We start from the raw sequence: 16,962 nt of genomic DNA on the forward strand, positions 1-16,962 counted from the left end.
CACAAGTGTGCGTAATTATTTACACGCATCATCAACGAACCGTGAAAAACCACCCTCTTAGTGTGTACGGTTAAAATAGCTTTCTTTAAAATACCCTTTTAAATCCTATTCGGAGAATGGCATGTCAGCGGCATTTATCTCGCACTTGCAAGCGCAAATCGAAGCGACTAAACAAGATGGTTTATACAAAAAAGAACGCGTTATCACATCGCAGCAACAAGCAGATATTAACGTTACAGGTGGCGAGCATGTCATTAACTTCTGTGCGAATAACTACCTTGGCTTAGCGAACAATGATGCGCTGATAGATGCTGCTAAAGAAGGCCTAGACTCACACGGTTTTGGCGTAGCATCGGTACGCTTCATTTGCGGTACACAAGACATTCATAAACAGCTTGAATCTGAAATTAGTGATTTTCTTGGTACCGAGGACACCATACTTTATCCATCGTGTTTCGATGCAAATGGCGGTTTGTTCGAAACCATTCTTGGGCCAGAAGATGCCATTATTTCTGATGCGCTAAACCACGCGAGCATCATCGATGGTGTACGCTTGAGTAAAGCGAAACGTTATCGTTATGCCAATAACAGTATGGCGGCGTTAGAAGAGCAGTTAATAAAAGCCAATGAAGATGGTGCTCGCTTTAAATTGATTGCCACCGACGGCGTCTTTTCAATGGATGGCGTTATCGCTGACCTTGCGTCTATCTGCGATTTAGCTGAAAAATACGATGCACTTGTAATGGTAGATGACTGCCACGCTACAGGTTTTCTTGGCGACAACGGTCGGGGAAGTCACGAATACTGCGGTGTATTAGACCGCGTCGATATTATTACCGGTACCCTTGGTAAAGCGCTTGGCGGCGCGTCTGGTGGTTACACATCGGGTAAAAAAGAAGTGGTAGAGTGGCTACGTCAGCGCTCACGCCCTTATCTTTTCTCTAACTCTGTTGCTCCTCCTATTGTGTCTGCATCACTTAAAGTATTTGAGATGATGAAAAATGGCGCCGCACTGCGCGAACAATTGTGGAAAAACGCCAATCACTTCCGCACGCGCATGGAAGAAGCTGGGTTTACCTTAGCAGGTAAAGACCACCCGATTATTCCTGTTATGTTGGGCGATGCACGCATTGCTAGCGACATGGCAGATAGACTATTGGAAAAAGGTATTTACGTTATTGGATTTTCATACCCAGTAGTGCCAAAAGGCCAAGCACGTATACGAACGCAAATGTCTGCTGGGCATTCGTTAGAGCATGTTGATAAAGCCGTTGATGCCTTTATCGAAGTAGGCCGTGAAATGGGAGTCATTGCATGAAGTCTTTAGTAAAAGCAAAAGCCGAAAAAGGCATTTGGCTACAAGACACCCCAAAGCCAGAAGTAGGTCACAACGACCTACTTATCAAAATTCGTAAAACTGCCATTTGTGGCACTGACATGCACATATACAACTGGGATGAATGGTCTCAGAATACGATCCCTGTTCCTATGGTTGTGGGGCATGAATACGTAGGTGAAGTTGTTGGTATGGGCCAAGAAGTGAAAGGGTTTTCATTAGGCGATCGCGTGTCTGGCGAAGGTCATATTACCTGTGGTCATTGCCGCAACTGCCGTGCTGGACGTCGCCATCTTTGCCGTAATACAGAAGGGGTAGGGGTCAATCGTCCTGGCGCATTCGCAGAATACTTGGTGATTCCGGCTTTTAACGCGTTCAAAATACCCAACAACATAAGCGACGACATGGCGTCTATTTTCGACCCATTTGGTAACGCGGTACATACGGCATTAAGTTTTGACTTGGTTGGAGAGGATGTACTTATCACCGGCGCAGGTCCCATCGGTATTATGGCCGCTGCTGTTGCCAAGCATGTAGGGGCGCGTCATGTTGTTATTACTGACATCAACCCATACCGTTTGGCTTTGGCTGAAAAAATGGGGGCTACTCGAGCCGTTGACGTAAGCAAGCAGAACTTGCAAGACGTGATGGACGAGCTTGGCATGACCGAAGGGTTCGACGTAGGGCTAGAAATGTCGGGTGTGCCAGTAGCTCTTCGCGATATGCTCGCAAAAATGAACCACGGCGGTAAAATTGCCATGCTGGGTATTCCTCCCCAAGACGTTGCGATTGACTGGAACCAAGTCATTTTTAAAGGCTTAGTTATCAAAGGCATCTACGGGCGTGAAATGTTTGAAACCTGGTACAAAATGGCAAGTCTGCTGCAAAGTGGCTTAGATTTAACGCCTATTATTACTCATACTTATTCAGTAGATGATTTTCAGAAAGGGTTTGATACTATGGGCTCAGGACAATCTGGAAAAGTTATATTGGACTGGCAGTAATGACCACATTTTCAAACATTAGTGTTAACGATGTTGCGAACTTCGACAAGGACGTAACCATTGTCGATATTCGCGACCCGCAATCATACTCAACGGCGCACATGCCTAATGCCGCCCCGCTGAACAATGATAATTTTGGTGCGTTTGTCGAGGGTACACCGAAAGACAAACCTGTTGTGGTGGTGTGTTACCACGGTGTAAGCAGTCAGCAAGCTGCACAAGTAATTGCTCAGCAAGGCTTTTCAGAAGTGTACAGTATGGACGGCGGCTTCGAAGCATGGCGCCTTAGCCAACCTGTTGAAACTGGTCATTCGTGAGCCAGCCGCTTATCGCGTTTCGCCAGCAAAGTGCAGCACACTTGTTGGCCAATTATCTTAATAGCCAACATATTGTTGCGACCGTTGAACCTAATGATGCCTCAGGCGAATTTGTCGTTGTTATAAACGACGAAAACACGTTTGCGAGTGCGCGTGACATTGCTGAAAGCTTCATTCAAAACCCCTCTGATCCTAAGTATCAGCAAGCCGCGTGGGATAATGGAAAGAATGTATCGCTACGCCCCTCGGGCAATGGGTTCTCATTCCAGGCCATGGCGTCTAACGCGCTCACCGTACCATTTACTAGCACGGTATTAATATTGTGCGTTGTTGTGTATGTGCTGTCTCTTCTTGGATTATTTTCACCCATTGCACAGCATTTACTTATGCAGCCGCTAGGCGTCCTTGCTAAAAATAACGAGTGGTGGCGTTTACTTGGGCCCGCGTTTATTCATTTTGACGTGTTGCATATTGTATTTAATGTGCTGTGGTGGGGAATGCTAGGCGCAAAGATTGAGCGAACCTTTGGCATGACAATGCTATGTATTGTTTTCGTGCTATCGGCAACCACGTCTAACGTGGCTCAAGCGTTATTTAGCGACCCCGTTCAAGGTAATTTGTACTTGTTCGGTGGGCTGTCGGGCGTGGTATACGCGGTACTAGGCTTTGTGTGGTGGCTAGGTTGGTTACGCCCTCAATGGGGCTTGTCTCTGCCTAACTCTATCATTGGCTTCATGCTTGTATGGCTGGTACTCGGGTATGCCGATATTTTATGGGTAAACATGGCGAATGCTGCACATACCGCTGGGCTGATCACTGGCTGCGTATTAGCGGGTATATTAAGCCTTGGGGCTAAAGGTCAGAAAAAGGGTAGCTAACGCTACCCTTGATATAAATATTTTGTGAAGATAACGTCTTTCACCACTTCACCACCGGTTTCTTGCTTTAAGTGGTCTTGAAGTGCTTTTAAAATTGAGCGGCGTATATCTTCGCGCCCTGTTAACGACTTCACTTTTTCTTCCGGCTGTTGGCCAAAAATCTCAATTGCAGTAGAGCGCATAAGCGGCATGTGGTGCTCGGCAATTTCTAACTGATCGACATCATAAATCATAAGCTCTACCGTTACACGGACATAACCTAGCTTACGAGACGACTCACCAATATAGTTTGTTACGATATCTGGCTCTAAACCAATATAAGCAAAATTTGACTTATCCTGTGCAGAAGCCGGTAAGGCAATACAGGCAACAAATAATGCAGTAGCAAGTAAGCGTGAAAACAGTATTTTCATCATTAAGAAACCAAGAGACCAAATAATTAACGTCGACAGTGTGTAGTGTAGCAAAACATTACCTAAACACACTACTGCAAAAGTAGAAGGTTGTAAGTAAAATCAGTATCATAATAAGCCGAGAGAGTTATAAAAATTCGCGTTATCATAGACATCTACTGCGAACCACAAGGCTAGGTATAAAAGTTGAGTTTTCCAAATACGTTCCCCGTGGGTTTACCTGTGCAATGGTATAAGCCTGCTCAACTATCGTTACCCAATACGTATTTGAAGAACTGGCTGCTTGATACCGGGTCGTTAACCGAACGTGTACAGTCGTTATGCCACACCTTTTCCCTTACCTTGCTTGGGCAAGATACGCTTACCCCACACGTTAATGAAATGGCACTGCTAGGTGACGCGCATGAAGCGCAGTATCAAATTCGCGAAGTGTTGCTGTGTGGTAATGATGTACCGTGGGTGTTTGCACGCTCTGTTATTCCCCACAGCTTAATTGAATCTGAACTATCGAATATTGGCAACGAGCCTTTGGGAAAGCGGCTGTTTAACGATGCTCGCTTCATACGTTCAGCGTTTCAGTTATGCGCGTTATCGGCACACCAATTAGGCTATGACGATGACATAACGTTATGGGGAAGACGGTCATTGTTTACATTAAGCAGTGCAAGCATGATAGTGGCTGAAGTATTCTTACCCAACGCGCCCATGTATGACAATACCCTGTGCGACAGCAAATAATTCAACATAAATAGCGGCTATAACCAATGAGTTCACGCAAACACCAACAGTTCGACGCCTATATTAGGTTGATGCGCCTAGACAAGCCAGTAGGCATTTACTTGCTGTTATGGCCTACGTTATGGGCATTGATAATGGCATCGCAGGGCATACCCTCGCTAGATATAGCGCTTATTTTTATTGCAGGGGTAGTGGTAATGCGAAGCGCGGGTTGCGTGATAAACGATTATGCCGACAGAAAAGTAGATGGCAGCGTGAAACGCACTGCACAACGTCCTCTTGCGTCTGGCGCACTGACATCTACGCAAGCCCTTCAGCTTTTTGCTTTATTAGTTGGCGTCGCATTCGTACTTGTGCTGTTTTTAAATTGGCAAACTATCGCGTTGTCGGTTGTTGCGCTAGTGCTTGCCTCGTCGTACCCCTTTATGAAGCGATATACGCATTTCCCACAGGTGGTATTGGGCGCCGCGTTTGGTTGGGCCATTCCTATGGCCTTTATGGCTGTACTAGAAACCGTGCCTGCCTATGGTTGGTGGCTGTTCTTGGCTAACTTATTGTGGACGGTGGCGTATGACACTATGTATGCCATGGTCGACAGAGACGACGATATTGAAATTGGTATCAAATCAACGGCGGTATTATTTGGGCACTACGACGTGCTTATTATTAGTGCATTGCAAGTTATTACGCTTACCATATTACTGGGCGTTGGCCTTCATATTGGCGCCACATGGCCCTATTTTTGGTCGCTTATCATCGCGGCACTGCTCTTTTTTAGGCAATATCAGTTTATTAAAAAAAGGCAGCGAGAAGGGTGTTTTACAGCGTTTCTAGAAAGCCATTACGTAGGGCTGGTATTTACCGCAGGGTTACTTGGCCACTACTTGCTGTAGTGCGTTACGGAAAAATAAACCTAGTGGTTACATTCACTAGGTTTACGGCATGCGATGTACTTAGGCGTTGTGCTTCGCTTCAAGCTCGGCAATTCTGGCTTCCATCGCATCAAGCTTTTCTCTTGTGCGAATAAGCACTTGGCTTTGAATATCAAACTCTTCACGGGTGACTAAATCAAGCTTAGATAACTGTGTTTGAAGTACTTGCTTAACTTTTCCCTCGGCTCCCTCGGCCATGTTACGAACGCCTGGAGGCACGGCATCAGCAATTTGCTTCGCTAAATCTTCGAGTTTTTTCGGATCCAACATAGATTTCCCTTATAATGCGCTGCGTCTAAATATAAACCCTATTCTATCGGTATGTTTGCGACATGCAATGAAAACCGTGAACATCCCATTTTGCCTCATGTTTTAGGAATGCAATGAAACTAAATGATGCACAAGAGTCTGCAGTAAACTTTGTGTCTGGCCCGTGTTTGGTGCTAGCAGGCGCAGGTAGCGGAAAAACACGTGTAATAACCAATAAAATTGCCCACCTCGTTAGGAACTGCGATGTTCCGGCACGTTATATCGCTGCGGTTACCTTTACCAACAAGGCGGCGCGTGAAATGAAAGAGCGTGTGGCACAAACGCTTGGTAAACCTGAGGCAAGAGGGCTAAAAGTTTCTACGTTTCACACCCTTGGCTTAACTATCATTAAGTCTCACATAAAAGAGTTGGGACTAAAGCCAGGCTTCTCACTGTTTGACGATAAAGACTCATTAGCTCTGCTTACCGACTTAACGGAAGATACGTTAGATGGTGATAAAGATCAGCTCTCATTGCTGCAAAGCTGTATTTCTAATTGGAAAAACGACTTGGTGCTTCCCGACGCCTTGTTAACGCAAGCGCAAAGTACTGGTGAAAAAGAGTTTGCAGAGGCGTACAAGCGCTATCAAGACAACTTAAAAGCCTATAATGCCCTAGACTTCGACGACCTTATTTTACTGCCTACGTTGCTGCTAAAAACCAGCGAAACGGTGAGGCAAAAGTGGCAAAATAAAATTCGTTATTTGCTGGTGGACGAATACCAAGATACTAACACCAGTCAGTATGAGCTGGTGAAGTTGCTGGTGGGAGAACGTGCGCGTTTTACTGTGGTAGGCGATGACGACCAGTCGATATACTCATGGCGTGGTGCTAAACCACAGAACTTGCACTTACTTCAGCAAGATTTTCCTCGGCTAAATGTGATTAAGCTTCAGCAAAACTACCGCTCGTCTGGTCGTATACTGCATTGCGCTAACATTCTTATCCAAAATAACCCGCACCTATTCGACAAAACGCTGTTTTCTGAACTGCAATACGGTGAGCCGTTAAGGGTTATCGAGGCCAAAAACGAAGAGCATGAAGCAGAACGTGTGGTTGCAGAATTACTTGCGCATAAATTCATGAACGGCACACAGTTCAAAGACTACGCTATCTTGTATCGCGGGAATCACCAAAGCCGCCTATTTGAAAAGTTACTCATGAGTAACCGTATTCCTTACAAAATAAGCGGTGGTATGTCGTTTTTCGGCCGAACTGAAGTTAAAGATATTATGGCGTACCTGCGCTTGCTGGTGAATCAGGATGATGACAACGCGTTGCTTAGAGTGATTAATACTCCTAGCCGAGGCATTGGTAGGGCAACACTGGAAAAGCTTGGTAACTTTGCTAATGCGCTAGGCGTATCGATGTTTGAGGCCGCCACTCACGACAATTTAAACAGTGTGTTGTCAGGAAAAGCATTCGAGGCGGTTTCGGGCTTTGCACGTTGGGTAGTGACCTTGGCCGATAACGCGCAGCGTGGCGATACTAATGACGCCGTAAGAAGTATGGTGCGTACCATGGGATATGAGGAATGGCTTTACGAACATAGTGCCAGCCCCAAAGCAGCTGAAATGGCAATGGCAAACGTGAGCGCCTTGTTCGGCTGGGTAACCAGTATGCTTGAAGGTAACGATCTCGACCCGCCTATGACATTAACTGAAGTGGTAAACCGCCTTATTCTTCGCGACATGATGGAGCGGGGCGAAGAAGACGGCGATAGCGACCAAGTTCAGCTTATGACGTTGCATGCGTCAAAAGGACTAGAGTTTCCCATCGTGTTTTTGGTGGGGATGGAAGAGGGCCTATTGCCGCACCAAAGTAGTGTTGATGAAGATAATGTGGATGAAGAGCGAAGGCTGGCCTATGTAGGTATTACCCGAGCACAGCGAGAGCTTGTATTTAGTTTGGCCCGCGAGCGCCGTCAGTTCGGTGAAATTATTCAACCTGAGCCAAGTCGATTCTTATTCGAATTACCATCTGACGACGTGCAATGGGAAAACCAAAAGCCTAAAGTAACGGCAGAGCAACGCCAACAAAAAGCGCAGGTAGGCATTGCAAACTTACGGGGCATACTTGGTAAAAAAGAATAGGTAGCAAAGAATAACCGAACCGGGTTAGCCAGCCAGTGTAGAGACGTCCAATATCTTGGCTGGTTGCAGTACCTTACCTTGACCATACTGACACTCTATTTCTGATAGTGCATCAAACTGAGCCTGCGAGTCGACACCTTCAGCAATAACCGTAAACCTAAGGTGTTCTGATATAAGCATAATAGACTGAATTAGCTTTAAGTTACGTTGCGAACGAGGTAATGACTTCACAAAACGATGATCTATCTTAATAAAATCGAATGGGTAGGCGAACAGATAACTTAGTGATGCTAGCCCGCTACCGAAGTTGTCTAGTACCAGTGTTACACCGGCACGTTTAAGCTTCTTAATAGCAGGTAAAATATATTGCGAGCGACGGTTTAAATCGTTCTCATCAAACTCTAGTACCAGTTCTTGCGGCGAAATATTATATTGCTCTATAAGCGTAATTAGCTTGTTCACCATCGAAGACTGCAACAAGTGGTTAATGGAAACATTGACGGCAACGCGCGCCGGAGAGTTATTGTCTTTACGCCAGTCTTCTAGTGCTTTACATGCTTTCTTCAGCTGGAATAAATCAAGGTCTAGGGTAAGCCCAGCATGCTCTGCGACTTGCCTAAACTGTTCTCTGGCAATTTTCCCGTACGACGGGTGTGACCATCGAACGTACATTTCATGATACAGCGTAGAGTTGTCATTTAAATCAATAACAGGCTGTAAAAAATAGTCGAACGCTTCATCGCGCAAGGCTTTTCTAAATTCGTTTTCTAACTCAAGTTCTTCAATTAACCTATCGCGCATGCTCTTATCAAACATAACATAGCGGCCACGGCCAAGTGTTTTCGCTTGATACATTGCGGCATCAGCGTCGCGAAGCACTTCATCAGCACTTTGATAGTAAGCCTCTAAGTGTGCAATACCAATGCTTGCGCCCGAGTACATTTCGCGGCCATCCAGTAAGAATGGGTCTGATATAGAAGAAATAATGCGAGACGCCACTTCTTCAACGTCGCTAATCTCGTCAAAGTTGTCTAGCAGTACCACGAACTCATCACCCCCTAAACGGGCTAATAAATCGTGACCTCGAATACATAATGAAATACGCCTAGCTACTTCTACTAAAAATTCGTCGCCTGCATGGTGGCCTAAGGTATCGTTTATCACCTTAAAGCGGTCTAGGTCGATAAATAATACGGCGAAGTTGTTGTCGGTATAACGCTGCTTACTGGCGATAGCTAGCTCTAAGCGGCTAGTGAACATAGAGCGATTAGGTAAGTCGGTCAGTGCATCGTGGTGCGCATCATGAATAAGCTTCAGCTCAATTTCTTTACGCTCTTCAATTTGCTGCTTGAGAAACTTGTTGGCACGGTCTAGTTCCACAGTGCGCGCAGTAACCCGTTCTTCTAGTTCTTGATTGTATCGCTGAATAGCTTCAGTGCTGCGCTTACGCTCCATTGCTACTGCAATGTGATGTGACACAAAGCGCAATAATTCTAAGTCTCGAGCGGTATATTTGGCGCTTTTGCCGTAGGTTTGTACTGCAATAACACCGGCAATTTCACCGTCTACTACAAGGGGAGAACCTAGCCACGAGTTAGCACTATTCAGCATGTTTTGTGCAACCGTCACATCAATTTCACCAGCTTCGGCAAGCTCTAATACCCTCGGAGGGTTAATGAGCTCTGCTTGACCAGTGCGAAGTACAAATTCAGTTAATCCAAGACCAAGTGGTCGAGACTCTATTTGCTCATGCAACGTGTCACTAAAATAAGGAAACTCTAAATTTTCACGCTCGTCATCAAGGGTAGAAATAAAGCAGTTTGGTGCGCTTATCAACCTAGCAAGAATGTCGTGGAGACTAGAGAAAAAGGCGGTCATGTCGCCTTCAAGGTTGGCAGCAAGCTCAGATATTTCAAACAATGCCTGTTGAAGCGACTCTACTTTCTGGCGCTCAAGAATTTCTTCTTGTAGATCGTCGTTAATTTTACGCAGCTGGCGAGTACGTTCACGAATAGTGCGCTCGGTAAGCTCACGGTTTTTAACTCTATCTACTGTTGTTACGATGTGTTGAGAAACGAACAACAGTACTTCTAAATCTTCTTGCGTGTAATGCACACCTTGGTCGTAAGTTTGAACCACCATGGCGCCAATCACTTGGCTACCGCGTTTAAGGGGCACACCTAACAGCTCAAAGGGTTTTGAACCGTACATTTGAAGGTTATGCTCAGCGGCAAATCTTTCTTCTTCGTCGAGTTTAAAAAACAGGTGATCACCGGTGCGAAGGATATAACCTGTCATACCGTCCATCAGTTTTTCGGCGGGAAGTTGTTTTATGACTTGTTCGTCGAATTCATCGACAAAATAAGCGAAATCGACAACGTTGTTGTCACGCTCGTAAAAGGCAACGAAGAAATTGTCTGCATTCATAAAATCTGCAATGATTTCATGGATAGCAGTATAGAGACGATTGAGATGACTAACCGAACTGGCTAGCTCTGAAATGTCAAAAAGCGCTTTCTGAACGCGTTCAGCCCGCTTGTATTTATCAGTGAGTTGCTGAAGTTGCGGAATTAATTCCCGCAACTCTTCTTCAGTCAACTCATATTGCGTTGAGTCTGATGACATTCCGTTCGCCGGCTTATTATTCGAATAGTTATTTTTATAGACACCTAAACTACCCGATTAACAGAAAAAACGCCACTTTTTCCAGCAATAGTTATACAAATTGAAGGTTTAAATACCTTCAATCATGTACTCAATTGCCGCTTTAATTTCGTCGTCTGAGCAGTTGCCGCACGTACCGCGTGGAGGCATTGCATTTATGCCGTTTAGTGCGTTCTGCCATACGCCGTCAAGGCCACGGTCGTCTAAACGTGGTTGCCAGTCGGCTGCTACTTGAAGTTTAGGTGCACCCAGTACGCCAGCGCTGTGACATGCTACGCATGCAGAGTTGTAAACATCTTCGCCTGACTTTGCTCCGCCAGCCGCTGCTGCAGTACCTGCTGCTTGAGCGCCTGCAACGTGTACCTGACCAATTGGCTTAATACGATCGGCAATTTCTTCGTTTGTCATTTCTTGAGCTTGCGCTGCGAACACAGTTAGTGCGGTAGCGGCAATAGTAAACCAAGTTTTCAATTTCACATTTGTCTCCAGGCAATCATAAACTTTTTATTTGATGCATCTCGCCAGATTATAACGGTAAATTGAAGGCGAACAACTGTTTGCGACTAATTACGCATAAAAAGTAAGGATTTTTAATGCAATGCAGCATGTTAATCAAAAGAGTTTTGCATAAATCAGTTGATGCTAAGCCGCGCCCTCAGTATGATTACGGCCCGTTTGAGGTATACGTTCAGCAAAATGGTTAAAACATAACCTATTAGCGAATTAAGAATGTGTAATACCACTTCTCAAACAATGCACCCGTAGCTCAGCTGGATAGAGCGTTGCCCTCCGGAGGCAAAGGTCATAGGTTCGAATCCTATCGGGTGCGCCATTTTTAAAGGGCTTAAGCCTGATTCCTTTCTTCTAAAAATTCCTTTTTTGAAATATGTAGCAAATGTGTAGCAGGCGGTGATTATCTGAACTAGCTTTAAAAATCTAATTAATATAAATTCGGTGTAAGATGTACTTCAAGGAGAAATGGATGAAAGTCGTTAGTACAATTAACATGAAGGGAGGCAATATGTTGGTTGTTAGAGTATTATTTTTTATATGTTTAATAATATTAAGCAATACATCTTTCGCAAACAGTGGAAATGAAAATCCAACAAAGCCCAATGACGTTTTGTTGCAAAACAAAAACTCACCAGCTCTGTCACTCCTTAACGAATCATATAAGCAAAGAATCACTGAACTTAAATCTGAAAATGAGCTGCTCATCAAAAAATTGGGCGATTTGGAATCCAGTTTAGATGCGCTTGCCGATAAAAGTGCAGAGCATTCAAATAAGTTAAGTTTTGCTGAATGGAGTGGAATTCTTTTAGCTTGCGTAGCTGTTATAGTGACAGTATTAGGTGTGGTAGTGGCCTTATTTTCTTTCGTAGGATATAAGAAAGTATTAGATTCTGCTAAAGATACTGCTAACGAAGTTGCAAACGAGCAAGTTGCAGCGAAAATTCATGATTCAACAAGAGCAGAACTTCAAGCTCTCTTTAGCAACAAGGCGCTGTTTGATAAAAATTCGGCAGAGTATAAAAACCTAGCACCTGTGAGAAAGTTTTTACTGGAAGCTGTAGCAAAAGTTATCTATCGCGACATTCAATTCGATACTTCTGATCACGAATCAGATACGGGCAATGAAGAATGAAATCAGGAAACTTTTCCCCAGAATGGGCATCCCTTAATGACACGGAACGCTCAGTCATAAGTAAATACCATCAAACTGCGCCAATTCAAGTGGGTAAAATTGCAAAAGAACTGGGAGCTTTTGTTAAGAGTGCGACACTTAAAGCAGGAATTAGTGGGGAGATAAAGGAGACAGATGGGCAGATATTGATCAGGATAAATCGTCATGATAGTAAGCCTAGACAACGTTTTACTCTTGCTCACGAAATCGGCCATATGCTTTTGCATCGCGATAGAATAGGTGATGGCATTGTTGATGATATTCTTTACAGATCATCGTTGTCAGATACTTTAGAGGCTCAAGCGAATAGATTAGCTGCTGATATATTGATGCCATATCATTTAACAATGGAAAAGCTTCACGAGTATGAAGGTATTGTGGATGAAGAAAGAAAATACGAGTCTGTGGCAAGAGACCTTGAAGTATCTACAACAGCGTTAAAAATAAGGTTAGGGAAACTCTAATATGTTTTTGATTGATAAGGATTATCAATATATACCGGTACTATCAATTAGTCGTGCTGAAATGAAAGCTCTAGAAGAGTTACCAGAAAAAGACAAAGATAATCTACTGCCTTTGTTTCCTCTAAAGGGTTGGGCTTCTGCTAAAACACTTGATAAAGCGCTAGCTAGGATTAAAACTTCGTTCGGTAATAGGCGTTTTATTGCTGATATTGACTCTGATTTTCTAGTAAGGGCATACAGCGAAGTGGCTGTAAAAGACGAGCCTCGCGAAGTATTTAAAGAAATTATAGAGTTAGCTAATTCCGATGATGGATACGACAATTGGTATCAGTTCATCAAACAATTTGAGCATATTCATCCATGTGTCCAATTAAATGATTTGTCCCAAGTCAAATCTCAGGTAAAAAAGTTGAAATCTTTAGGTAGAAGGATCTGCGTATATCTGAAGTTGAATGAGGTCAATACAAAGCAACTCGTGAGTCAATTAGATGAACTAGAAAAGACGGACTTGGGAGATGCACTTTTTGTAATAGACTTCGGAGATATTACTCATTCTTACGAAGCTTCGCTTCAAGGCTACGCACATATTGTGGAAATGATTCATGCAAAATTTCCTCAGTGCTATTTGGCTGTATCCGCTACGTCCTTTCCTTATGGTTTTTCTGGGCAAAATGATGGAGAAGCCTCGATCTACGAACGCCAACTTTATCAAAAAATATCTGATTTATTAGGCTCTGATGAAATCGTTTATTCGGATCGAGGTAGCGCAAGGGCAGGAAAATTAGCAGGAGGAAGTGGTACTCCTCCTCCAAGAATAGACTATGCTTGCAAGACCGAATGGCGATTTATCAGGGAGGAGTTTGATGATAGTTCTGATATAGGTGAAGGAGAAAAGGCTGAGCTTTATTCGCAAATTGCAAAAGAGATGATGGACCAAGACTATTGGATTGAAGAGTTGAGTTTATGGGGCACTCAAATGATAGAGTTAGCAGCTCGAGGCGACGAGTTTGGCATAACTAATGCTCAAGATGCTACGGCTGTTCGAATAAACTTACACTTATATCAACAATTACACTTTTCGGACGTTAATGACGTTTTTGACACGGATGAAGACTGGGTCGATTAATATAATTACTGAGTATTTAGTATTTTGTGAAAATTTCCATTTTTTATCATGCTGGATACACTGTCATCTCTTGAAGCAGTTAGCTTTTTACATTCGGATTTCTTAAGCTCCATGATATCTAGTGGATAAATATTACTGTCGACATTAGCCCAAAAGCGATCTGAATGCTTAGTAAATCTTTTTTTCAATTGCTCTATAGCAGCTTCCCTGAGGGAATATAAAGGCAGCTTTGAAGCAAAATTTTCTAAGCTCTTTCTCTCCATTGAACTAGGCTTTACTCCGTTTTTTCTGACGAGGTGATACAGGTCTGTAGCTCGCATCATTTTTATAAAGCTACGACGGTCTCTTATCGGTTGTTTTCGACCACGTCGCATCGTTTTAATGCTGTTATTTTTAAGAACGAGAATTCCCTCACTTCTTGTGGCTATTTCTCTACTTCTTTCATAATGTTTTTCAGTCGTGAATACGTATATTTTATCAAAATACGCTGCATATTCTTCCAACTGTCCATCTAAGCGCTTCAAAGTGTCTAGCTCGCTTTTGATTTCAATACCTATCAACTCCCCATCTTTTACAAGAGCTAAATCTATTCTTCTTGATAAGCCAACGAAAGTTAACTCGTTTATTACGAGTGTTGAACTTGAAATGTAGCCAGATGAACGCCAATAATCCAGCAAGTATGCTTTCATCATTGATTCATCTACGATGACATTGTTCTTTATTTTTTGTGTATGCATATACAGCATTTTATATTATTTCTTCAATATTTTGAATAATTGTCAGTACACTTATTTACAGAACTCCAAGTAAAAGCATCTGAGCCGCTATGCGGCTCTAGTTCCACGGTTTTCAATACGCCATTCATGAATTCGAGTAATCACTTCTTTTTTTCCTAGTTTGACGCCTCGCAAAGAAATCGAGATAACTTCATCAAAGTAAGTTTGTTTTAGCTCACCCGTATCTGTGTTCACTTTCTCTTTGTATAAAGGGCGAATAGGCTGCTCTTCCCGCTTACAGAATACACCTCCCATCAACATGACAAATTCAGCCCACGAACCTTTATCTGCGGCGTCATGTATTTTTGTGAAGCTTTCGTTTTCGCCAGGCAGTTCGTTCACTCTTCTTAGTTCACGCCATACGGTTACAGAACCTGCCCCTATTTGCTGAAATTGGCGTATGCCCCAACAACTAGCCCAAGCTTCCACACGTTGCGACGCTTCAATCGCATTTCCACCGTCAATATCACTATCTAAGTTCGCACCATTTACGTTCTTGCTTACATACTTGGCTATGTAGCCCGTTGCACTGCCTCTTGAATAATCAATATCTTTAAAGTCGCAGCGATTTTCTATCGCGCCCGCCTCGTCACCATCTTCCCGTAGTGCATAGAGCTCAATGATTGCTTTAAATTGTTCTGTTTGCTCTTGCTGAATGAATATAAGCATGTGCCAGTGCGGTGTTCCGTCGTGCTGGGGTTCAGCAATGCGAAAGCCGTAAACCTTAATTTCTTTTCGGTTTAGCTCAGCGCGTACTAATGCCCATAAATCATTTAAGTATTGTTGTGCATCGTAAGGTGTTGAGCCATCCCATTTAGGGTTTAGATCGCCTGATTTTGCATAGGTATTATGAAAACGGGAAGGGCAGGTAATCGTTACGAAGAGCGATTTATGGTTATTCCCTTTAGCTATTTTTTCGTAGCCTGCCATACGCGTCATAAGCTCATTTTTTCGGTTAACGGGATTTGATACGTTTTTATCCGATAATTCCGCAAGAGAAAATGACTCGTTGTTCTCGTTAACGATAACGAGGTTCTCTAGCATTTTTCGTTGAAGGTCTTTTTGGATTAGTCGATATTCAACAGTGTAGTCACTACAGTATTTACCCTTTCGACTATTAACTTGCCCTAAATGAATTAACACTGCTTCTCGTTTACGGGCTATGACTTTACGCAGCTTTCTAAGCCACCATTTTTTTTCCTGCATTCGTTTCAATGCACCCGTTAACGTAACGGCTTTTGATATTTCTGGGGGATTGATGCCATACCCGTTAACGAAACTTGTAAGCGTGTCGTATAGGTCGGTAATCTCGTTAACGGGTTTGTTCCCGTTAACGGAATGGGCACTTGGTTTGTTTTGTAACGTTGAATATTGGAGGGCATTAAGTTCTAGCTTCTTGCAACGCCTCGCTTTTTCCTCTGCTACTTCTCTAAGCTCACTTTCACCAGCATCAAATAATGAGATGATTTTTTCTGGCAGCAACCTGTTTAATTCAGCACTAATGTTACGTAAATAGGTGTTTGCGTTAAATGGTTTGTCGAATGATTGATATCGGCGGATCAAAATTTTCTGAATCTTGATATGAAAATGAGAAATCTGCTTCTTAACGAACAGCCTATCCTCTAGTGATAATGAACGGTAAAAATCACCAAACTCACCACCCATCATATCTAACGTTCTTGCAATTGGAGATTCTTTAAACTTTTTCATAGAAAAGCTCCAAGTCGTTAAGATATTGCAAACCGCGTTCGGAGATACAAACCTTACTCCAACGAATACCAAACTCTATTTCTTCGCACTTTTGTTTAACTAGTCCTAAGCGCATTAATGAGAAGAATACCGTTTTTGAGAACTTTGCAGGTTTGCTATTAGGGAAGTGGTAGTGTCCTAATTGGCTGCTCACACTGGTGCAAAATACTGCTTTGCCTCCGTTAGCAAAAAACTGCAATAGTGTGAGTTGATGGGGAGTTAATTTTTTCATTAGGCCACTCCCTTATCTTGATAAAGGTGTGTGCGTCTAACAAAGCTTTCTAGCCAAGTATCAAGATCTTCTCTAAGGTAACGAACGGCGCGACCAATTTTGATAAATGGTGGTGCTGGTGTACGGTTTTCGCGATTGCCGTCCATGCGCGCTTGGCGCAAGAAAGAGCGGCTCATGCAGATGTATTGGGAGGCTTCTTTTTCAGATAGTAGTCGTGGTGTTATATCTATCATCATGACGGTTCCTG

Annotated in this window: 18 protein-coding genes and 1 tRNA gene; 11 read left to right on the plus strand and 8 right to left on the minus strand. The window is 43.4% G+C overall.

Going from position 1 to position 16,962, the window contains the following annotated elements; genetic code table 11:
* Window positions 1-121 precede the first annotated feature (121 nt).
* The 4 genes from ACOJRU_RS00330 to glpG are packed head-to-tail and all read left to right on the plus strand — an operon-like array spanning window position 122 to window position 3,535.
* The gene (locus ACOJRU_RS00330; protein WP_421133083.1) at window positions 122-1,318 is read left to right on the plus strand and encodes a glycine C-acetyltransferase; all 1,197 of its coding nucleotides are present in this window, start codon (window positions 122-124) and stop codon (window positions 1,316-1,318) included.
* Entirely contained in the window at window positions 1,315-2,340 is a 1,026-nt protein-coding gene (tdh, locus tag ACOJRU_RS00335) for an L-threonine 3-dehydrogenase (RefSeq protein WP_421133084.1), read from the plus strand. The genes ACOJRU_RS00330 and tdh overlap by 4 nt, the downstream gene beginning before the upstream one ends.
* Window positions 2,340-2,657, plus strand: a complete 318-nt coding sequence (glpE, locus tag ACOJRU_RS00340) for a thiosulfate sulfurtransferase GlpE (RefSeq protein WP_421133085.1) — start codon at window positions 2,340-2,342, stop codon at window positions 2,655-2,657. The genes tdh and glpE overlap by 1 nt, the downstream gene beginning before the upstream one ends.
* Window positions 2,654-3,535: a rhomboid family intramembrane serine protease GlpG gene (gene glpG / locus ACOJRU_RS00345; RefSeq protein WP_421133086.1), complete on the plus strand. Its 882-nt coding sequence runs from the start codon at window positions 2,654-2,656 to the stop codon at window positions 3,533-3,535. Before glpE ends, glpG begins: the two co-directional genes overlap by 4 nt.
* 2 nt (window positions 3,536-3,537) lie before the next feature.
* Here glpG and ACOJRU_RS00350 read toward each other — a convergent pair whose 3' ends face one another.
* On the minus strand, window positions 3,538-3,951 hold the full coding sequence (locus ACOJRU_RS00350) for a flagellar basal body-associated protein FliL (protein ID WP_421134682.1): 414 nt from the start codon (window positions 3,949-3,951) through the stop codon (window positions 3,538-3,540).
* A gap of 183 nt (window positions 3,952-4,134) precedes the next feature.
* On the opposite strand from ACOJRU_RS00350, the gene ACOJRU_RS00355 reads away from it, so the two are divergent.
* Both ACOJRU_RS00355 and ubiA read left to right on the plus strand, forming a co-directional pair.
* On the plus strand, window positions 4,135-4,686 hold the full coding sequence (locus ACOJRU_RS00355) for a chorismate--pyruvate lyase family protein (RefSeq protein ID WP_421133087.1): 552 nt from the start codon (window positions 4,135-4,137) through the stop codon (window positions 4,684-4,686).
* A gap of 26 nt (window positions 4,687-4,712) precedes the next feature.
* On the plus strand, window positions 4,713-5,579 hold the full coding sequence (gene ubiA / locus ACOJRU_RS00360) for a 4-hydroxybenzoate octaprenyltransferase (protein ID WP_421133088.1): 867 nt from the start codon (window positions 4,713-4,715) through the stop codon (window positions 5,577-5,579).
* Window positions 5,580-5,639: 60 nt separating this feature from the next.
* On the opposite strand, the gene ubiK is transcribed toward ubiA, so the two are convergent.
* Complete coding sequence (gene ubiK, locus ACOJRU_RS00365; protein ID WP_421133089.1) at window positions 5,640-5,888, minus strand: ubiquinone biosynthesis accessory factor UbiK; 249 nt, start codon at window positions 5,886-5,888, stop codon at window positions 5,640-5,642.
* A 113-nt stretch (window positions 5,889-6,001) separates the two neighbouring features.
* Between ubiK and rep the strand changes: the two genes are divergently transcribed.
* Window positions 6,002-8,020 carry a DNA helicase Rep gene (gene rep, locus ACOJRU_RS00370; RefSeq protein ID WP_421133090.1) on the plus strand — a complete coding sequence of 673 codons (2,019 nt, stop codon included), beginning with the start codon at window positions 6,002-6,004 and terminating at the stop codon, window positions 8,018-8,020.
* A gap of 24 nt (window positions 8,021-8,044) precedes the next feature.
* Here rep and ACOJRU_RS00375 read toward each other — a convergent pair whose 3' ends face one another.
* Together ACOJRU_RS00375 and ACOJRU_RS00380 are read right to left on the minus strand one after the other, a co-directional pair.
* Window positions 8,045-10,645 (minus strand): EAL domain-containing protein, encoded by a 2,601-nt coding sequence (locus tag ACOJRU_RS00375; RefSeq protein ID WP_421133091.1) that lies wholly within the window; start codon window positions 10,643-10,645, stop codon window positions 8,045-8,047.
* 108 nt (window positions 10,646-10,753) lie between these two features.
* On the minus strand, window positions 10,754-11,161 hold the full coding sequence (locus ACOJRU_RS00380; RefSeq protein ID WP_421133092.1) for a c-type cytochrome: 408 nt from the start codon (window positions 11,159-11,161) through the stop codon (window positions 10,754-10,756).
* Window positions 11,162-11,439: 278 nt separating this feature from the next.
* On the opposite strand from ACOJRU_RS00380, the gene ACOJRU_RS00385 reads away from it, so the two are divergent.
* The 4 genes from ACOJRU_RS00385 (at window position 11,440) to ACOJRU_RS00400 (ending at window position 13,958) form a co-directional block, all read left to right on the plus strand.
* Window positions 11,440-11,516, plus strand: a tRNA-Arg gene (locus ACOJRU_RS00385).
* Window positions 11,517-11,666: 150 nt separating this feature from the next.
* Entirely contained in the window at window positions 11,667-12,329 is a 663-nt protein-coding gene (locus ACOJRU_RS00390; protein WP_421133093.1) for a hypothetical protein, read from the plus strand.
* Window positions 12,326-12,832 (plus strand): ImmA/IrrE family metallo-endopeptidase, encoded by a 507-nt coding sequence (locus tag ACOJRU_RS00395; RefSeq protein WP_421133094.1) that lies wholly within the window; start codon window positions 12,326-12,328, stop codon window positions 12,830-12,832. The genes ACOJRU_RS00390 and ACOJRU_RS00395 overlap by 4 nt, the downstream gene beginning before the upstream one ends.
* A 1-nt stretch (window position 12,833) precedes the next feature.
* Window positions 12,834-13,958 carry a beta family protein gene (locus ACOJRU_RS00400; RefSeq protein WP_421133095.1) on the plus strand — a complete coding sequence of 375 codons (1,125 nt, stop codon included), beginning with the start codon at window positions 12,834-12,836 and terminating at the stop codon, window positions 13,956-13,958.
* 5 nt (window positions 13,959-13,963) lie between these two features.
* On the opposite strand, the gene ACOJRU_RS00405 is transcribed toward ACOJRU_RS00400, so the two are convergent.
* From ACOJRU_RS00405 to ACOJRU_RS00420, 4 genes are all read right to left on the minus strand, one after another.
* Window positions 13,964-14,695, minus strand: a complete 732-nt coding sequence (locus ACOJRU_RS00405; RefSeq protein ID WP_163084093.1) for an MmcB family DNA repair protein — start codon at window positions 14,693-14,695, stop codon at window positions 13,964-13,966.
* A gap of 87 nt (window positions 14,696-14,782) precedes the next feature.
* Window positions 14,783-16,444 carry a replication endonuclease gene (locus ACOJRU_RS00410; RefSeq protein ID WP_421133096.1) on the minus strand — a complete coding sequence of 554 codons (1,662 nt, stop codon included), beginning with the start codon at window positions 16,442-16,444 and terminating at the stop codon, window positions 14,783-14,785.
* Window positions 16,431-16,715 carry a hypothetical protein gene (locus ACOJRU_RS00415; RefSeq protein ID WP_421133097.1) on the minus strand — a complete coding sequence of 95 codons (285 nt, stop codon included), beginning with the start codon at window positions 16,713-16,715 and terminating at the stop codon, window positions 16,431-16,433. Before ACOJRU_RS00415 ends, ACOJRU_RS00410 begins: the two co-directional genes overlap by 14 nt.
* Window positions 16,715-16,951, minus strand: coding sequence for a helix-turn-helix transcriptional regulator (locus ACOJRU_RS00420; protein ID WP_421133098.1), 237 nt, complete (start codon window positions 16,949-16,951; stop codon window positions 16,715-16,717). The genes ACOJRU_RS00415 and ACOJRU_RS00420 overlap by 1 nt, the downstream gene beginning before the upstream one ends.
* Window positions 16,952-16,962 lie beyond the last annotated feature (11 nt).

The sequence above is a fragment of the Alteromonas algae genome, assembly GCF_049117195.1.
Classification (GTDB): Bacteria; Pseudomonadota; Gammaproteobacteria; order Enterobacterales; family Alteromonadaceae; genus Alteromonas.